General features: G+C 59.9%; 15 protein-coding genes. 4 read left to right on the top strand and 11 right to left on the bottom strand.

Annotated elements, in window-relative coordinates; genetic code table 11:
* The first annotated feature begins 236 nt into the window (after positions 1-236).
* A complete protein-coding gene (locus tag BLX41_RS25010; protein ID WP_123727037.1) occupies positions 237-1,271 on the top strand; it encodes a patatin-like phospholipase family protein in 1,035 nt (344 codons plus the stop codon).
* A gap of 28 nt (positions 1,272-1,299) precedes the next feature.
* On the opposite strand, the gene BLX41_RS25005 is transcribed toward BLX41_RS25010, so the two are convergent.
* The 6 genes from BLX41_RS25005 to kdpF form a co-directional block, all read right to left on the bottom strand.
* Complete coding sequence (locus tag BLX41_RS25005; protein WP_123727036.1) at positions 1,300-1,995, bottom strand: response regulator; 696 nt, start codon at positions 1,993-1,995, stop codon at positions 1,300-1,302.
* 103 nt (positions 1,996-2,098) lie between these two features.
* On the bottom strand, positions 2,099-4,750 hold the full coding sequence (locus tag BLX41_RS25000; protein WP_123727035.1) for a sensor histidine kinase: 2,652 nt from the start codon (positions 4,748-4,750) through the stop codon (positions 2,099-2,101).
* A gap of 74 nt (positions 4,751-4,824) precedes the next feature.
* Positions 4,825-5,370: a potassium-transporting ATPase subunit KdpC gene (kdpC, locus tag BLX41_RS24995; RefSeq protein ID WP_123727034.1), complete on the bottom strand. Its 546-nt coding sequence runs from the start codon at positions 5,368-5,370 to the stop codon at positions 4,825-4,827.
* Positions 5,371-5,405: 35 nt separating this feature from the next.
* Positions 5,406-7,484: a potassium-transporting ATPase subunit KdpB gene (gene kdpB / locus BLX41_RS24990; RefSeq protein ID WP_185073785.1), complete on the bottom strand. Its 2,079-nt coding sequence runs from the start codon at positions 7,482-7,484 to the stop codon at positions 5,406-5,408.
* Between the two features lie 16 nt (positions 7,485-7,500).
* Complete coding sequence (gene kdpA, locus BLX41_RS24985; protein ID WP_123727033.1) at positions 7,501-9,195, bottom strand: potassium-transporting ATPase subunit KdpA; 1,695 nt, start codon at positions 9,193-9,195, stop codon at positions 7,501-7,503.
* Between the two features lie 11 nt (positions 9,196-9,206).
* Positions 9,207-9,296, bottom strand: a complete 90-nt coding sequence (gene kdpF / locus BLX41_RS24980) for a K(+)-transporting ATPase subunit F (RefSeq protein ID WP_123727032.1) — start codon at positions 9,294-9,296, stop codon at positions 9,207-9,209.
* Positions 9,297-9,639: 343 nt separating this feature from the next.
* Between kdpF and eat the strand changes: the two genes are divergently transcribed.
* Both eat and BLX41_RS24970 read left to right on the top strand, forming a co-directional pair.
* Positions 9,640-11,004, top strand: coding sequence for an ethanolamine permease (gene eat / locus BLX41_RS24975; RefSeq protein ID WP_123727031.1), 1,365 nt, complete (start codon positions 9,640-9,642; stop codon positions 11,002-11,004).
* 132 nt (positions 11,005-11,136) lie between these two features.
* On the top strand, positions 11,137-11,304 hold the full coding sequence (locus BLX41_RS24970) for a DUF2897 family protein (RefSeq protein ID WP_007943594.1): 168 nt from the start codon (positions 11,137-11,139) through the stop codon (positions 11,302-11,304).
* A 45-nt stretch (positions 11,305-11,349) separates the two neighbouring features.
* On the opposite strand, the gene BLX41_RS24965 is transcribed toward BLX41_RS24970, so the two are convergent.
* Both BLX41_RS24965 and BLX41_RS24960 read right to left on the bottom strand, forming a co-directional pair.
* Complete coding sequence (locus BLX41_RS24965) at positions 11,350-12,201, bottom strand: urea carboxylase-associated family protein (protein ID WP_123727030.1); 852 nt, start codon at positions 12,199-12,201, stop codon at positions 11,350-11,352.
* 15 nt (positions 12,202-12,216) lie between these two features.
* Complete coding sequence (locus tag BLX41_RS24960; RefSeq protein WP_123727029.1) at positions 12,217-12,870, bottom strand: GntR family transcriptional regulator; 654 nt, start codon at positions 12,868-12,870, stop codon at positions 12,217-12,219.
* Between the two features lie 192 nt (positions 12,871-13,062).
* On the opposite strand from BLX41_RS24960, the gene BLX41_RS24955 reads away from it, so the two are divergent.
* On the top strand, positions 13,063-13,623 hold the full coding sequence (locus BLX41_RS24955) for a TetR/AcrR family transcriptional regulator (RefSeq protein WP_123727028.1): 561 nt from the start codon (positions 13,063-13,065) through the stop codon (positions 13,621-13,623).
* Positions 13,624-13,650: 27 nt separating this feature from the next.
* On the opposite strand, the gene BLX41_RS24950 is transcribed toward BLX41_RS24955, so the two are convergent.
* The 3 genes from BLX41_RS24950 to BLX41_RS24940 form a co-directional block, all read right to left on the bottom strand.
* The gene (locus tag BLX41_RS24950) at positions 13,651-14,445 is read right to left on the bottom strand and encodes an SDR family NAD(P)-dependent oxidoreductase (RefSeq protein WP_123727027.1); all 795 of its coding nucleotides are present in this window, start codon (positions 14,443-14,445) and stop codon (positions 13,651-13,653) included.
* Positions 14,446-14,645: 200 nt separating this feature from the next.
* Entirely contained in the window at positions 14,646-14,975 is a 330-nt protein-coding gene (locus BLX41_RS24945; protein WP_123727026.1) for a ComEA family DNA-binding protein, read from the bottom strand.
* A gap of 110 nt (positions 14,976-15,085) precedes the next feature.
* Positions 15,086-16,638, bottom strand: a 1,553-nt coding sequence (locus tag BLX41_RS24940; protein WP_185073767.1) for a polysaccharide biosynthesis protein, incomplete at its 5' end; no start/stop codon positions are given.

Raw genomic sequence — 16,638 nt, 5'->3', positions numbered from 1 at the left:
GATCCAGGCTTTCATCAATGACACCTCAAGAAAAGAAAACAGTCGTACAGGTTAAGACGATCACAGCGTAAAAAAGTGCCTGACTCACCCCTTGGAAAATATAGCCGCAGTAGCATAGCCGCGCGGCCCGAGCCCCCCTAGGAAAAAACACCGGAGAGGTGCTGCCTTGCATCAGTAATTGAACCCCGGGGCGCTATGGGTGCATTGTTGCAACCTGTTTGGCGAAAGGACGAATCATGAACAAACGTGTCGCATTGGTCCTCGGCTCGGGAGGCGCTCGCGGGTACGCCCATATCGGGGTCATCGAGGAGATCGAAAGACGCGGGTATGACATCGCCTGCATCGCCGGTTGCTCCATGGGCGCCGTGGTGGGCGGCATCTACGCCGCCGGCAAGCTCGCCGAGTATCGGGAGTGGATCGAAAGCCTGGACTACCTCGATGTACTGCGCCTGGTGGACGTGAGTTTCCGCCTGGGGGCGATTCGCGGCGAGAAAGTCTTCGGTCAGATCCGCAAGATCGTCGGTGAGGTGAATATCGAAGACCTGCGCATTCCCTACACTGCGGTAGCCACCGACCTGACCAACCAACAGGAAATCTGGTTCCAGGAAGGCTGCCTGCATCAAGCCATGCGCGCGTCCGCAGCCATCCCCAGCCTGTTCACCCCGGTGATGCAGGGCAATCGCATGCTGGTGGACGGCGGTCTGCTCAACCCACTGCCGATCGTGCCAGTGGTCTCCAGCCATTGCGACCTGATCATCGCGGTCAACCTCAACTCCACCAACCAGCGCCATTATCAGTTGCCGGTGATCCAGCGCCCACCGGCGTTCAAGAGCCGCTTCGACAGCCTGATCAACTCCCTGGGTTCGCACTTGCCGTTCCGGCGCAAACAGGCCGAGCAACTGTTGTTGCTGGAACAGGAAGCCTTCAAGAGCGAAGCCGCCGAGATCAATCCCTGGGTCGAGGGTGCCGAACCGGAATCCCAGCAACCGGCTGCTGCGCCAGAAACCGACGGTGCACCCAAGTCCGCCAGCGGTTCGTTCATCATCGACAACGTCGGTCCGGCCTCGCTACTGGATCTGGTGAACCAGAGCTTCGAGGTCATGCAGACGTCCCTGGCCCAGTACAAGATCGCCGGCTACCCACCGGACATATTGATCAACGTGCCGAAGCGCGTGTGCCGGTTCTTCGAGTTCTACAAGGCCCCGGAGCTGATCGCCCTGGGTCGGGAAATCGCCAGCGACACCCTGGACCGCTACGAACAGGAACAGTAGCAAGCCCTGACATTCCGGGCCCCGAGGCTCAGGAGTCGCCCCCCAAAAGACGGTAGCCAACCCCCGCCTCGGTGACGATGAACCGTGGCTGGGTCGGATCATCCGCCAGTTTCTGGCGCAAATGCCCGACCACGATCCGCAGGTAATGGCTGTCCTCGGTGTGGGTCGGCCCCCAGATGTCCTTGAGCAGCTGCTGCTGGGTGATCACCCGCCCGGGGTGTCGTGCCAGTTGCGCCAGCACGGCGTACTCCTTGCGCGTCAAGGCCACTTCCTGGTCGTCCAGCAGTACCCGACGGTAGGCCAGGTCCACCGTCAGCGGCCCCAGCTGCAACGCCGCTTCCTGCACCTCCCCCGCCGGGGCCTGGCGCAACAGGGCGCGAATGCGTGCCAGGAACTCCTGGATGCCGAAAGGCTTGGTCACGTAATCATTGGCGCCACCGTCCAGGGCTTCGACCTTCTGCACCTCACTGGCACGTACCGAGAGCACCAGCACCGGTACCGTCGACCACTCGCGAAACTCGCGCAGTACCTGCTGGCCATCCATGTCCGGCAGCCCCAGGTCGAGCACCAGCAAGTCGGGCTTGTTCAGCGCCGCCTGGGCCAGGCCCTCGGTGCCGGTACCGGCTTCAATCACTTTGTATCCTTGGGACGCCAAGCTGATGCGCAGGAACTTGCGGATCTGCGGCTCGTCGTCGATGACCAGGATGGTCGCGGTCTGGCTCATGGGTTCAATTCAAGACAAGTAAGAGGCAAAAGAGTAGCGCAAGGCTGCCCCGGCAATCCGGGTAGCGCTTGCGTTGCGAGGCGTGACTGCGTTCTACAGGTATTCACAGATCCTGCTCAAGTTCCGGCTGGGTTTGCAATGGCAAGTGCAAGGTGATGCAGGTGCCATGGCCGTCAATGCCGTCAGCGACACTGATATGCCCGCCGTGGGCACCAACCATGCCCTGGCAGATCGCCAGCCCCAGTCCCGTTCCTTGCCCTCCCCGATCACCACGGGCGGCGGTGTAGAACATGTCGAAGATCTTCGCCCGCTCATCCTCGGGAATCCCCGGGCCCTCATCGCTGACGGCAAAGCTCAATTCGTGCTCATCGGCACTGACCTTGAGTTGCAGGTGTCCCTGGTTTGGCGAAAAGCGCGCTGCGTTCTCCAGGACATTGACCAGTGCCTGCTCGATCAGGGCGGCATGCACATGGAGCAACGGCAGGTCCGGTGGCAATTCAGTGCTCACCTGCAGCGGCGCCAGCACCGCACGCAGACGGTTCAGGGCACTGCCGACTATGTCCCCCGGCGCGACCCAGTCGCGCGCCAGTTTCAACGCACCATGGCCGAGCCGGGTCATGTCCAGCAGGTTCTGGATGTAGCGATCCAGGCGCTCGGCCTCATCACGCGTGCCTTCCAGGAGTTCACGCCGGTCTTCCAGGGGAATCGCCTCCCCCAGCGCCAGCAGGCTGTCGATGCTGCCGCGCATCGAGGTCAGCGGTGTGCGCAGATCGTGGGACACCGAGGCCAGCAAGGCACTGCGTAACTGTTCGGTTTCACCGTGCAGTCGCGCCGCCTCCAGATCCTCCGCCAGGCGCGCCCGGGCCAGCGCCTGGGCCAGGGGCTGGCTGAGAGCGGTGAGCAAGCGGCGCCGCTGGCCACTGAATTCTTCGCCTTCCCTGGGACAGACACCCAACAAACCCAAGGGGCCGTCGTCCACCGACAACGGCCACCACCACCAGCGCCCGAAGGGCAAGGTCCCGGTCCCCAGCCCCGCAGGCTGATCGTGCTGCCAGGCCCAATCGGCCGCCGCACGTTCAGCCTCGGAGAATTGTGGCGAGCCACCGGTTTCGACTTTCCAGCCGCCTTGCCCGTCGCGATTGAGCAGGCAGATACGCAACTCGTCACGCCCATTCAGGTGCTGAGCTGCAGCACTGATTACCGCTTGCCGGTCAGTGGCAGCGGTGAGCTTGCGCGACAGGTCCAACAGCTCACCGGTTTCCTCCTGAGTCTCGCGCAAGGCCTGCAACTGCCGCCTCTGGCGCGCCGCGAGGTTGCCGGTGAGCGCGGCCATGAGCAGGAAAAACAGCAGGGTCAGCACATCCTCTTCACGCTGGATGGCAAAGGAGAAACTCGGCGGGATAAACAGAAAGTCATAGCTCAGGAACGACAGCGCCGCGCAGGCCAGGGCCGGCCCCAGGCTGCTGCGCACGGCCACCAGCAACACCGCGGCAAGAAACACCAGGGAGATGTTCGGCAACGGCAGGACACTGGCCACCCCCCAGGCCAGGGCACTGGCCAACACGGTCGCCAACAGCGCCAGGGCATAGTCGAACCACAGCAGCGAGTGCTTGGCCCGCAAACCCGGCAGATGGGGTTGCGGCTCGCTGTCCAGGACATTGATTTCCAGGCCGTCGGCATTACGCAAGAGACGCGCCGCCAGGCCGCCACCAAACCAGCGCCGACGCCAGCGACGGCTGGATTGCCCCACCAGCAACAAACTGGCGCGGCGTTCGCTGGCGTGCTGGATCAGGGTTTTGGCCACCTCGCCAGCCCGCAGCAGGACCACCTCCCCTCCCAAGCGCTCCGCCAGTTGCTGCGCCGCCTGCAAGCGCAGACGCGATTGCTCGTCCCGCAGCCGACCGTTGTCCACATGCACCAGGCTCCAGGGCAGATGCCGACGCTGGGCCACACGACTGGCATGCCGCACCAGGCGCTCGGCCTGGGCATCGCCGTCAATACCCACCAGCAAACGTCCACGCACCGCCGGGGCCGCTTGCCCCAACTGGCGATAGCCCAGGGCCAGGTCGTTATCCACCTGAGCCGCAGCGGTCTGCATCGCCAACTCCCGCAGCGCGGTGAGATTGGTCTGGGTGAAAAAGGCGTCGATGGCCGCCCGCGCCTGCTCCGGTACATAGACCTTGCCGTCCCGCAGGCGCTCCAGCAACTCCCGCGGCGGCAGGTCCACCAGCAGCAATTCATAGGCTTCCTGCAGCACCCAGTCGGGCAGCGTCTCGCGGACCTGGACTCCGGTGATGCCACGCACCTGATCGTTGAGGCTCTCCAGGTGCTGGACATTGACCGTGGTGAACACGTCGATACCCGCCGCCAGCAGCTCCTGGATATCCTGCCAGCGCTTGGCATGCCGGCTGCCCGGAGCATTGCTGTGGGCCAGTTCGTCCACCAGTACCAGCTTGGGCCGGGCCTTCAACAGGCCGTCCAGGTCCATCTCTTCGAGCACCACCCCGCGGTATTCCGAGCGCACCAGGGGCTGCTGCGGCAAGCCGCTGAGCAGCGCTTCGGTTTCGGCACGACCATGGGTTTCCACCACCCCGGCAAGCACTTTGACCCCTTGGCGCACTTGCGTGTGGGCGGCCTGGAGCATCGCGTAGGTCTTGCCGACGCCGGGAGCGGCGCCAAGAAAGACCTTGAGCCGGCCGCGGCCATCCCGGGGCAGATCAGCGAGCAGCGCGTCGGCGCGGCCGGAATCACTCATGGGTTATCTCTCTGCAACAAAACATTCAGTTCAATCCGCACTCTAGACGCTGTCACCCACACCAACGACAGCGGCTACAGATTTTCCAGGGCTTGATTCAGGGCCAGTACATTGACCACCGGCGGCCCCACCAGCGGCCGCTCGGTATGTGCCTGCACCAGCGCCGCTAGCTTGGCCGCCGGCAGATTGCGCGCCGCCGCGACCCGCGCCAGTTGATAGTCAATTGCCTTGGGTGGCAAGTGCGGATCAAGGCCACTGCCGGAGGTGGTCAGCAAGGCCAGTGGCACCGGCCCTTGACCTGGCACCTGGAGCTTTTGGGCATCATCGATCACCCGCGTGGCCAGGGCCGGATTGCTCGGCGCCAGGTTGCTCGCGCCACTGGACACCGTGGCAAAGGCTCCCGCCGATGGGCGTGGATGAAACCAGGCATCACCGACAAAATCCTGGGCGATCAGGGCCGAACCACGCACCTTGCCCTGGGCATCACGCACCAGACTGCCATTGGCCTGGTCCGGAAATGCCACTTGGGCCACGCCGGTGACTACCAGTGGATAAGCCACGCCAGTAATCAGAGTCATCAACACAATCAGGCTCAAGGCCGGACGCAATACGCTAGTCATTTCTCAATCCTCGATTCATTAGTACCGCAGGCGAGTCACACCAGGTGCAAGGCGGTCAGCAGCATGTCGATCAGCTTGATCCCGACAAAGGGCACCACTATCCCGCCCACGCCGTAGATCAGCAGGTTGCGCCGCAGCAGGTGGGCGGCACTGGCGGCCTGGACCCTGACTCCGCGCAACGCCAGGGGGATCAGCACCACGATGATCAGGGCGTTGAATACGATCGCCGAGAGAATCGCGCTCTGCGGACTGGTCAGGTGCATGATGTTGAGCACACCCAGCTGTGGATAAATCGCCGCGAACAGCGCCGGCAGAATGGCGAAGTACTTGGCGACGTCGTTGGCGATGGAAAAAGTGGTCAGGGCGCCACGGGTCACCAACAGCTCCTTGCCGATCTGCACCACGTCCAGCAGCTTGGTCGGATCACTGTCCAGGTCGACCATGTTGGCCGCCTCGCGGGCCGCCTGGGTGCCGTCGTTCATCGCCATGCCGACATCGGCCTGGGCCAGTGCCGGGGCGTCGTTGGCGCCGTCGCCGCACATGGCCACCAGGCGCCCGTCGTTCTGCTCGTGACGGATGCGCGCCAGTTTCTTTTCCGGCGTGGCTTCGGCCAGTACATCGTCGACCCCGGCTTCGGCAGCGATGGCGGCAGCGGTCAGCGGATTGTCGCCGGTCACCATGACGGTACGAATGCCCAGCTTGCGCAACTCGGCGAAACGCTCACGAATGCCGGGCTTGACCACGTCCTTGAGGTGAATGGCGCCGAGCATCCGGCCTTCGCCGCAGACCAGCAGTGGAGTACCGCCGCTCTGGGCGATCTTGTCGATTTCCCGGGACAGGGCCGGCGCCAGGTCGCTGCGTTTGAGGCCAACAAAGTTCAACACCGAATCCACCGCGCCCTTGCGATAGATCCGGCCCTGGTAATCGACGCCGGACAGGCGGGTTTCCGCACTGAATGGCACGGCGGTCAAGACTTCACTGGCCGGTTCAGGCTGTGGATAAAGTTCACGCAGGTATTCGACGATGGATTTACCTTCGGCGGTGTCGTCCGCCAGGGAAGCCAGCAATGCCGCTTCGGCCAGTTCTCGTGCGTTCACGCCGGGAGCCGGATGAATGGCGCTGCAACGACGGTTGCCGAAGGTGATGGTGCCGGTCTTGTCCAGCAACAACACGTGCACGTCCCCTGCTGCCTCCACTGCACGCCCGGATTTGGCGATCACATTGAGGCGTACCAGGCGATCCATCCCGGCAATGCCGATGGCCGATAGCAGACCGCCGATGGTGGTGGGAATCAGGGTGACCAATAACGCCACCAGGAACACCAGCGGCAGGCTGCCATTGGCGAAGTGGGCGAAGGGCTGCAGGGTCACCACCACCAGCAGGAAGATCAGGGTCAGGCCGATCAACAGGATGTCCAGTGCCACTTCATTCGGCGTCTTCTGCCTCTTGGCGCCTTCCACCAGGGCGATCATGCGATCCAGGGTCGACTCGCCGGGATTGCTGGTGATGCGCACCAGAAGCCAGTCGGAGACCAACCGGGTGTTGCCAGTCACCGCTGAGCGATCGCCACCGGACTCGCGGATCACCGGCGCCGACTCACCGGTGATCGCCGCCTCGTTGACCGCAGCGATGCCCTCGATCACCTCGCCGTCTCCCGGGATCATTTCCCCGGCTTCAACCCGCACTACATCGCCTTTGCGCAGATTGATCGCCGGCACCACCTGATAGGTGCCCTCGCTGGTGCGACGGCGAGCACTCAAGCCCTCGCTGCCGGCCTTGAGGCTGTCGGCCCGGGCCTTGCCACGGCCCTCTGCCAGGGCTTCGGCAAAGTTGGCGAAGAGCACGGTGAACCAAAGCCAGAGGGCAATCTGTGCCGCGACGAATGTCGGAACCGAGGTATCCGGCACGAAACACAGCACGGTGGTCAGGATCGCCGTCAACTCCACCACCAACATCACCGGCGAACGTTGCAACTGGCGAGGGTCGAGCTTGACGAAGGCCTGAATCAGCGCCGGGCGCCACAGGGCAGAGATCGCGGTGCTCGAAGATTCGGCCTGGGTGCGCTTGGCCTTGGCGGCCGCATCAACAGCCTTGTTCGAGGCAGGAACATGCATATTCATCATCAGGTCCTCAGAAGCCCATGCTCAAGTGTTCAGCGATTGGGCCCAACGCCAGGGTCGGCAGGAAGGTCAGGCCGCCCACCAGCAAAATGGTCACGGTCAGCAAGGCCACGAACAACGGGCCGTGGGTAGGGAAGCTGTTCTGGCCGATGGGGGCGGTTTTCTTCAGCCCCAGGCTGCCAGCCAGGGCCAGCACCGGCAGGATGTAGCCGAAACGTCCGATCAGCATGCCCAGGCCCAGCATCAGGTTATGGAAGGGGGTGTTGGCACTGAAGCCGCCAAAGGCCGAACCGTTGTTGGCGCTGGCCGAGGTGTAGGCGTACAGCAACTGGCTGAAACCGTGGGGTCCAGGATTGCTGATGGCGCCGGCCGGGCCAGGCAGGCTGGCGGCCAGGGCACCGAGAACGAGAACGCCAATGGGCATCACCATCAGGGTCACTACCAGCAATTGCACTTCCTTGGCCTGAAGCTTCTTGCCCAGGTACTCCGGGGTGCGGCCAATCATCAGCCCGGCCAGGAATACCGCGATCAACACGTTCAGCAGCATGCCGTAGAGGCCAGCGCCAACCCCGCCGAAGATCACCTCACCCACCATCATGTTGATCAGCGCCACCATGCCGCTCAGAGGGTTCAGGCTGTCATGCATGCCGTTCACCGAACCGTTGGAGGCGGCCGTGGTGGTCACCGACCAGAGCACCGTGGCGGTAGTGCCGAAGCGCGCTTCCTTGCCTTCCAGGGGGGCCGTCTGCTCCACCGCAGCATTCTGCAGCACCGGGTTGGGTTGATACTCCGCCCACAACGAGGTGGCGCCGCCAATCAGGAACAGGGCAAACATGCAGGCGATGATGGCGCGGCTCTGGCGCAGATCCTTGACGTAGTGGCCGAAAGTAAACACCAGGGCCACGGGAATCAGGATGATCGACACCAGCTCGAACAGATTGCTCCAGGCGCTGGGGTTCTCGAACGGGTGAGCCGAGTTGACACCGAAGAAGCCACCGCCGTTGGTGCCCAACTGCTTGATGGCGATCTGGCTCGCCGCCGGGCCCAGGGGAATCACCTGGTCGTTGCCTTGCAGGGTCAGGGCATCCACGTAGTGGGCAAAGGTCTGGGGTACGCCCTGCCAGACCAGGAACAGCGCCAGCAGCAGACACAGCGGCAGCAAGCCATAGAGGGTCGCGCGGGTCATGTCGACCCAGAAGTTACCCAGGGTGCGCACCGAACGCCGGCCAATGCCGCGGCACAAGGCAACCAGCACCGTCAGCCCGGTAGCAGCGCTGACGAAGTTCTGTACGGTGAGGCCGACCATCTGGCTGAGGTAGCTCAGGGAGGCCTCGCCACTGTAGGACTGCCAGTTGGTGTTGGTCATGAAACTGACCGCGGTGTTGAACGCCAGGGTCCATTCCTGTCCCGGAAGATTCTGCGGGTTGAGCGGCAGATGATCCTGGAACAGCAGAATGGCAAACAGCAGGACAAAACCCGCCAGGTTGAAGGCCAGCAAGGCCAAAGTGTATTTCTGCCAGCTCTGCTCGTCTCGTGAGTCGACCCCGGAAATTCGGTAGCACACACGCTCCACCGGCCCCAGGACCGGGGTCAGCCAGGTGCGCTGGCCTTCCATGACTTTGTAGTAGAAACGCCCCAGCCAAGGCGCGGGCAACAGCACCAGGGCAAAGAAAGCGAGGAGCAGCCAATAGTCATAACTGTGCATAACCGCAGCTCCTAGTTCCGATCCGCGCGCAGCAGCGCAACCAGTAGATAAACGAACAGGCCCACTGCCAGTAGCAGTGACACCGCGTCCAGAATGGTCATGGAATGTCTCCGAGGTACGGCGATCGCCGCGAATGCAGCCATTGTCCGCAGGGTGCCTGTAAAGGAACGAGATCGACGGGGTGGGCGACCCATAAAGAAAGCGTAAAGACTGGCTTTATGCGGCGTTTACCCAGGTGGTTGGAGAACGGCACCGGTTGCACGAATGCTCCCTTGCCCCAATGGGAGGCACCGAGATGCACCAGACTGATATCGATCGACGACAAAAATCTGGGAAACATCCTCGATACGACAGCTTTCCCGGCTTTACGACGGTCGCCGCGAGACTGGCATGGGCGCTGCACGGGCCAGTCCCGAGCACTTCCAACCGTTCAGGGAGCAACCGATGAACACACAACTCAAGCCCACTTTGGGCACGCTGCATTTATGGGGTATTGCAGTCGGCCTGGTGATTTCCGGGGAGTACTTCGGCTGGAGCTATGGCTGGGGCGTAGCCGGCACCCTTGGATTCCTAGTGACCTCTTTACTGGTCGCCACCATGTATACCTGCTTTATATTCAGTTTCACCGAGCTGACCACGGCCATTCCCCATGCCGGAGGCCCCTTTGCCTACAGCCGGCGCGCCTTTGGTGAGAAAGGCGGCTTGATTGCCGGCTTGGCCACCCTGATCGAATTCGTCTTTGCGCCACCGGCCATTGCCCTGGCCATTGGCGCCTACCTGAATGTGCAGTATCCGGCGCTGGACCCCAAGCATGCCGCGGTGGGTGCCTACCTCGTCTTCATGGGCCTGAACATTCTCGGGGTGAAACTGGCGGCCACCTTCGAACTGGTGGTCTGCGTACTGGCGGTGGCAGAGCTACTGGTATTCATGGGCGTGGTAGCACCGGCCTTCAGCTTCAGCAACTTCGCCCTCAATGGCTGGGCCGGAGCCGACACCTTCGGTGCCCCGGCGATTGCCGGGATGTTCGCCGCCATCCCCTTCGCCATCTGGTTCTTCCTGGCCATCGAGGGAGCGGCCATGGCCGCCGAAGAAGCCAAGGACCCCAAACGCACCATTCCCAAGGCCTACATCAGCGGCATCCTGACCCTGGTACTGCTGGCCATGGGAGTGATGTTCTTCGCGGGCGGCGTAGGTGACTGGCGCACCCTGTCAAATATCAACGACCCGCTGCCCCAGGCGATGAAAGCCGTGGTGGGTGACAGTTCCGGCTGGCTGCACATGCTGGTATGGATCGGCCTGTTTGGCCTCGTGGCCAGCTTCCACGGCATCATCCTCGGTTACTCGCGGCAGTTTTTTGCCCTGGCCCGTGCCGGCTATCTGCCTGCATCCCTGGCCAGGCTGTCACGTTTCCAGACGCCGCACCGGGCGATCATCGCCGGCGGCCTGATCGGTATCGCCGCGATCTACAGCGACGGCCTGATCAACCTGGGCGGCATGACCCTGACCGCCGCAATGATTACCATGGCGGTATTCGGCGCCATCGTGATGTACATCATGAGCATGCTCAGCCTGTTCAAACTGCGCCGGGCCGAACCGGACCTGCCACGCAGCTTCCGCGCACCGGGTTATCCGCTGGTACCCGCCATCGCACTGGTCCTGGCGCTGGTGTGTCTGGTGGCCATGGCCTGGTTCAACGCGCTGATTGGCCTGATCTTCCTCGGCTTCATGTTGCTGGGTTTCATTTACTTCCAGCTCACCGCACAGCTGCGGGCCAATGCCCCGGCAGATGCCATGCTCACCGGTTTGTAAGCATCGAGCGCTACTGACCGGGACAATCGGGCATACAATGGAACCAGTGCGAAACGCTTTAACTCAAAGCATTACAGGCAGTCCCGAGGGCGAACCTTCGTCCTCGGGAAACTGCCGTTCAAGGAGAGCCCTATGCCCTGGTATGCCTGGTTGATTCTGGTGGTTGCTATCGGTTCGATCGTCGGCGGTTTGATGATGCTGCGCGACACCGCCAACAAGGTCGAACTGACTGATGAGCAACGTAAACGCGTAGCCGAACGCAACGCGGAAATGGATGCCAAGGAAGCGCAGGATCGTTAATCCCGCCAGCCCCTTCGTCCAACGCTGAAGGGGCTGTTCAAGGCTCTACTTCTCCCATTCGGCCTTGGCGATGTGCAAGCCGTGCTGACCTTTGTAGGCCGCCCGTTCCGGCTGGCTCCAGCCCTCGAGCAGTGACTCTTCGAGACGATAGATTTCCACCCCCAGTGGGCGGCAAACACTCAAGGGGTCCTGGGCCTCGGGGCCCCACATCGGCAAGGACAGATCGCCCCCCGGGCAGGTCGACAGTGCACACAGCAGGTCGATTTCGGCAAAGAACTCCAGATAATCACCCTTCTGCGCCGGACAGGCCTTCATGAAATACATGTCGTCGTGATTAAGGCCTGTGCACTGGAAGATATTCAATACGTCATGCACGTCAAACTCGGTGAGGCCATGGGGCAGGACCGCCCGCGTCAAATTGGAATGACAGTGATGATGAAAATCCTCGCCTGTGAGCATTCGATTCACATAGGGATCACAACGGGTGCCCAATAAATCATGCAGGCGCCCGCCATGCTCGTCGATTCCGTAATTCGCCAGGCTGTCATCGGTGATCGTGACCAGCGGCCGCAAGAAGGGCAGGTTCGACCAGAGCCGATCATGGGTGCTGACATGGGCACCCTGGAGTTGCCGGGTACGTGCGGCCCATAGGCGTTCCCGCGGGTCATTGGCATTCCAGACGTTGAAGTCACCCACTTGCGGGCCTTGCGGTGTGGTCACTCGAAACACGTGACCGGCGGGCACCTTCCAGGCCCGGCCAGTACGAATCGGCACCTCGAACTGCTCGATCAGCGTGCGTTGTGCCCGGTTATCACGGATACGCTCATAAAAGGCCGTATCCACCTGCAGCGCCGAACCTTTGCTGACCTGATAAGCCGCTGGATAGTCTTTGTACATGGGTATCGCCCTCACTCAGTGACGGAAGGATTGGCTAAACATGTTCAGCAGCAGGCGCTCGGAGTCGTCCAGGTATGCCTCCATTGCCTCGCCGGCGCGGGCCTTGTCACCCTCCACCAGCCATTCGTGAATCTGCCGGTCACGAACCAGCCAGGGCGCCTGGAACAACGCTTCATCCGGCGCGGCGCAAAACACCAGGCGCAATTGCGCCACTACATTGGTGAAAAACTCATCGAACAGGGGGGAATCCAGTAGCCCCACCACCTGCTGATGAAAGCGCAAACCATGGGTACCGACAGCACGCCAATCCTCGCGCTCCCTGGCCAGTTCGGCGGCCTCGATGGCATCTAGCATGCGATCGGTTTGGCACTCACTCAGCGGCCTTGCGCTGGCTATCGCCTGTAACTCCAGAGTCCGACGCACTCGGAATAGATCCCTGACCTCATCACCGCCCAGGCGTCGGACCACCACGCCTTTATGACGGACATAGTGGGTCAGCCCCTCCTGGCCCAAGCGGTGCAAGGCCTCACGTATGGTGTTGCGCGAAGCGTTGTAGGTGTTGACCAACTCACTCTCCACCAACGGCATGCCAGGCAACAGACGACCACCGATAATGTCCGCACGCAGTTCCACCCTAATCTGGTCTGCCAGGGATAAACCGCTGCTCATGTAAACACCTCGAGATTGTTCAACAATTTGTGATCAAACTTTATTCACTTATCGTGCCAACTCTTGATAATCCTTCCACACCCGCCATGCCTGTCGGAAAGCTGTAAAAACTCAAAAAAACCCACTGATAAGTAGGGACATGATCTGATGATCCTTGGTTAAAATAGCGCTCTAGTTGTGGAGTTTTCTCAAATGCGTTATTCAGCAGACCATAAAGCCCAGACACATCAACGCATTATCAAAGAAGCTTCTGAACGCTTTCGCCGTGATGGAATAGGCGGAACGGGTTTACAACCCCTGATGAAGGCCCTGGGTCTAACCCATGGCGGTTTCTACTCACACTTCAAGTCCAAGGATGAGCTGGTAGAAAAAGCCCTTTGCGCAGCAGCGCAGGACCTGGACGCCCACTGCGCAGCCCTGTTCGCACAAGAACAGCCACTGCAGGCATTTATCGACAATTACCTTTCCGAGTGGCACCGAAGCTCAGCTCATCAAGGTTGCCCACTACCCACCATGAGCTCGGAACTCGGCCAGCGCGGCCAACCCAGCCCCACCACCGATGCAGTGCTCAATGCCAGGCTCGCCCAAGTGGAAGCGGCCCTGGAGGGCGGAAATAAGGCGCAACGCAGCCTGATGATCATGTCGACTCTGGTGGGAGCGCTGATGCTCTCGCGCAGCGTGGAAAGTCAGGAGCTGGCGGTACGGATACTGGAGGTCGTCAGTGAGGGCCTGAAGAACCAGGAGCGGGAATAATACAACCCGCCCCAAGCCCCCCCCTCTTTACTTGTAGCGCGCGGCGGCACTGTTCCTGGAAAGGTTGGGACCCAAAGCCAGCCGCGCGGCCACCAGTGCTTGCCAGTCTGCTGGATCAGGGAGCGAAGGGACAGTGATCAACTCTCCCTGATCGAAACCGCTCAATGCCGCATCCACCATCTCGGCCGCCTCCATCACCATCTCTGGCGGGATGGCCGTTGCATCCATGCCCGAACGCTCCCAGATCTCGGTACGAGTGACCCCAGGCAAGACTGCCTGGACCTGAACGCCACTGCCTTTCAACTCAGCCTGCAACGACTGAGTCAGACTGAGCACGTAAGCCTTGGTGGCACTGTAGGTCGCATTGAAGCGCTCCGGAATTAATGCCACCACCGAGGCGATGTTGATGATAGCCCCACGCCCAGCCGCGGAAAAACTCGTCGCCGCCGCCCCTGCCAGACGAGTCAAGGCCAACACATTGAGCTGGATCATGCGCTCCATCTGATCCAGATCGGCACCAGCCAAAGGCCCGTTGGCAGCCACACCCGCATTGTTCAGCAGCAAGCTGATGCCCGGGTCTTTACGCAAGCGTTGCTCTACCTTCAACAGATCATCCTTGAGCGTCAGATCCGCCCTCAACACCTCAACCTGAACCTGATATCTAGCACTGAGGGCTACGGCAGCCGCCTGCAAACGGCCTTCATCCCTGGCGACCAGTAGCAAATCAAAACCCCGCGCCGCTAGCCGTTCAGCGTAAATCGCACCGATACCGGATGACGCACCGGTAACCACCGCCGTACCTTGGGATCGAACCGAACTCATAGCTGTGCTCCTGACAAGACTTCAAAGTAATGAACGCCTCCGATTGGGCCATCCGGAGAAGAAAAATATTACACTCATAATATTTTCGATACACCATAAAAAATCTATCCCAGTGATACAGATTTACTGTCTGGCTCCAAATCCGTCCTGAAATGCAGAAGGCCGGTCAGTGACCGGCCTTCAATTGCTACTGGATCAGGTCAATTGACGACGAGCTTGTCTCGATTGCGCTCCATGATGCTCCTCCCGATACCTTTGACCTCCAGCAGTTCATCCACCGAGACAAAAGGACCGTTCTCTTCACGGTAAGCGACAATCGCCTTGGCCTTGGCCTCGCCAATTCCAACAAGTTCGCGCTGCAGGACAGCCATATCGGCGGTATTGAGGTTGATTTTGCCGGCTTGAGGTATTGCCTGTTCTGCCGCCTCGGGAGCAACAGCCTGCGCTTTGACGACAGGCGCCGCTTGAGTTGCAAGCGAAAGGCTGGATAGAAAGGCAAAAATCAGCGAGGAAAAATAAGAGTTACGCATAGTGACGCTCCATGACATCGAGTAAGGAAAGCAGCTTTCCGAAGCTGCCTTCCAAACCTAGGTGATGCAGGGGGCAAGTCAAAGGTGATAGGGTTACTGGTTGTGTAGACTCAAGAATCGGTTCGGCGCTGCTGGTATATCCAATCGACTATGTCACCCTCTGGGGTATATCCGCTTACCGTTTCTCGGAGTAGCTGACGAACCATCACATAATCATCCTCACCAAGAGCGGCGAGCAACTCCTCGAGCGTGAGCTTCAAGTTCTCCCAAGATAGATGCTCCTCATTGGCGCTCATGATCATCGGGTGCTCGGTGCCTAATACGTTGTCACCAATCAGTAACTCTTCGTAAAGCTTTTCGCCAGGACGCAGACCAGTGAATTCAATGGCGATATCACCATGAATATTCTTTTCTGAACGTACACTCAAGCCAGAAAGATGAATCATCTTTTCTGCGAGCTCGACAATCTTCACCGGCTCTCCCATGTCCAAGACAAAGACATCTCCCCCCAACCCCATTGAGCCTGCTTGAATAACTAACTGTGCGGCCTCAGGAATAGTCATGAAATAGCGAGTGATCTTAGGATGGGTTACAGTCAGTGGCCCGCCAGACTTTATCTGCTTATGGAAAAGTGGAATTACAGAACCAGAAGAACCTAATACGTTACCAAAGCGGACCATGGTAAATCGGGTTTTATTGATTCGCGATATTGCCCCAGCGTCATTGAATAAAATGGGGGATGGCTCTTTGCTTAATGCTTGCAAGGTCAACTCAGCAAGGCGCTTGCTGCATCCCATAATATTAGTAGGGCGTACTGCTTTATCCGTAGATATGAGTACAAAATTCGTCACACCGGCGTGCAATGCAGCTTCTGCTGCATTAAGAGTACCTATCACATTATTCAATATCCCTTCTGTAATATTATGCTCGACAATAGGAACATGCTTATAGGCCGCAGCATGATATACAGTATCCACTCCCCAAATAGTCATTACATCCAACAATTTCTCATGATGACGCACCGACCCCAAGATAGGAATCACTTTAACCGCCAAGGAAGTTCTTTCGATATAGCTCTCAAGCTCTGACAAAATACTATAAAGATTAAACTCACTATGATCGAGCAAGAGCAAAGTTGTAGGACGTAGTGGTAAAATCTGACGACATAGTTCAGACCCGATAGAGCCTCCCGCTCCAGTAACAAGAACCGTGCAATCTCTAATACAGCGCCTCAGAAGGTTTTCTTGTGCAGGAACAGCATCACGCCCAAGTAAGTCGGCAATATCAACCTCTTGAATATCGTCAACTTTCACCCGACCACTGGCTAAATCCATGAATCCTGGAACACTGCGCACATGAAGGGCGAAGCCGTCAAGAGCGTTGAGGATTTCACGACGGCGCCCACGGCTTGAAGAGGGAATAGCCAGGAGGATTTCGCTGACTCCTGTCTCATCAATCATTTGCTGTATATGTTTGGGTTTGTAAACCTGCAGTCCAGAAATAACTCGACCCGCAATACCACTGTCATCATCAATAAATGCAACTGGACGCATCATCTTTCCAATGCGCAAAGCAGCGACGAGTTGATTGCCTGCAGCGCCAGCGCCGTAAATTGCAACCTTTGGCAAATTATTGTCACGACTAGCAAAGGGGACAAGCTGAG

It is taken from the genome of Pseudomonas protegens, from assembly GCF_003732485.1.
Lineage (GTDB): Bacteria > Pseudomonadota > Gammaproteobacteria > Pseudomonadales > Pseudomonadaceae > Aquipseudomonas > Aquipseudomonas protegens_B.
The sequence above is the reverse complement of the archived record's forward strand: the minus strand, read 5'-3'. Positions and strand labels throughout refer to the sequence as shown.

Coding starts and splice junctions, on each gene's coding strand:
- BLX41_RS24950 (WP_123727027.1), bottom strand. CDS start 14,445: ATGAGTTCGGTTCGATCCCAAGGTACGGCGGTGGTTACCGGTGCGTCA.
- BLX41_RS24945 (WP_123727026.1), bottom strand. CDS start 14,975: ATGCGTAACTCTTATTTTTCCTCGCTGATTTTTGCCTTTCTATCCAGC.
- BLX41_RS24960 (WP_123727029.1), bottom strand. CDS start 12,870: ATGAGCAGCGGTTTATCCCTGGCAGACCAGATTAGGGTGGAACTGCGT.
- kdpF (WP_123727032.1), bottom strand. CDS start 9,296: ATGACCATTCTGGACGCGGTGTCACTGCTACTGGCAGTGGGCCTGTTC.
- eat (WP_123727031.1), top strand. CDS start 9,640: ATGAACACACAACTCAAGCCCACTTTGGGCACGCTGCATTTATGGGGT.
- BLX41_RS25005 (WP_123727036.1), bottom strand. CDS start 1,995: ATGAGCCAGACCGCGACCATCCTGGTCATCGACGACGAGCCGCAGATC.
- kdpB (WP_185073785.1), bottom strand. CDS start 7,484: ATGCATGTTCCTGCCTCGAACAAGGCTGTTGATGCGGCCGCCAAGGCC.
- BLX41_RS24955 (WP_123727028.1), top strand. CDS start 13,063: ATGCGTTATTCAGCAGACCATAAAGCCCAGACACATCAACGCATTATC.
- kdpC (WP_123727034.1), bottom strand. CDS start 5,370: ATGACTAGCGTATTGCGTCCGGCCTTGAGCCTGATTGTGTTGATGACT.
- BLX41_RS24970 (WP_007943594.1), top strand. CDS start 11,137: ATGCCCTGGTATGCCTGGTTGATTCTGGTGGTTGCTATCGGTTCGATC.
- BLX41_RS25000 (WP_123727035.1), bottom strand. CDS start 4,750: ATGAGTGATTCCGGCCGCGCCGACGCGCTGCTCGCTGATCTGCCCCGG.
- kdpA (WP_123727033.1), bottom strand. CDS start 9,195: ATGCACAGTTATGACTATTGGCTGCTCCTCGCTTTCTTTGCCCTGGTG.
- BLX41_RS25010 (WP_123727037.1), top strand. CDS start 237: ATGAACAAACGTGTCGCATTGGTCCTCGGCTCGGGAGGCGCTCGCGGG.
- BLX41_RS24965 (WP_123727030.1), bottom strand. CDS start 12,201: ATGTACAAAGACTATCCAGCGGCTTATCAGGTCAGCAAAGGTTCGGCG.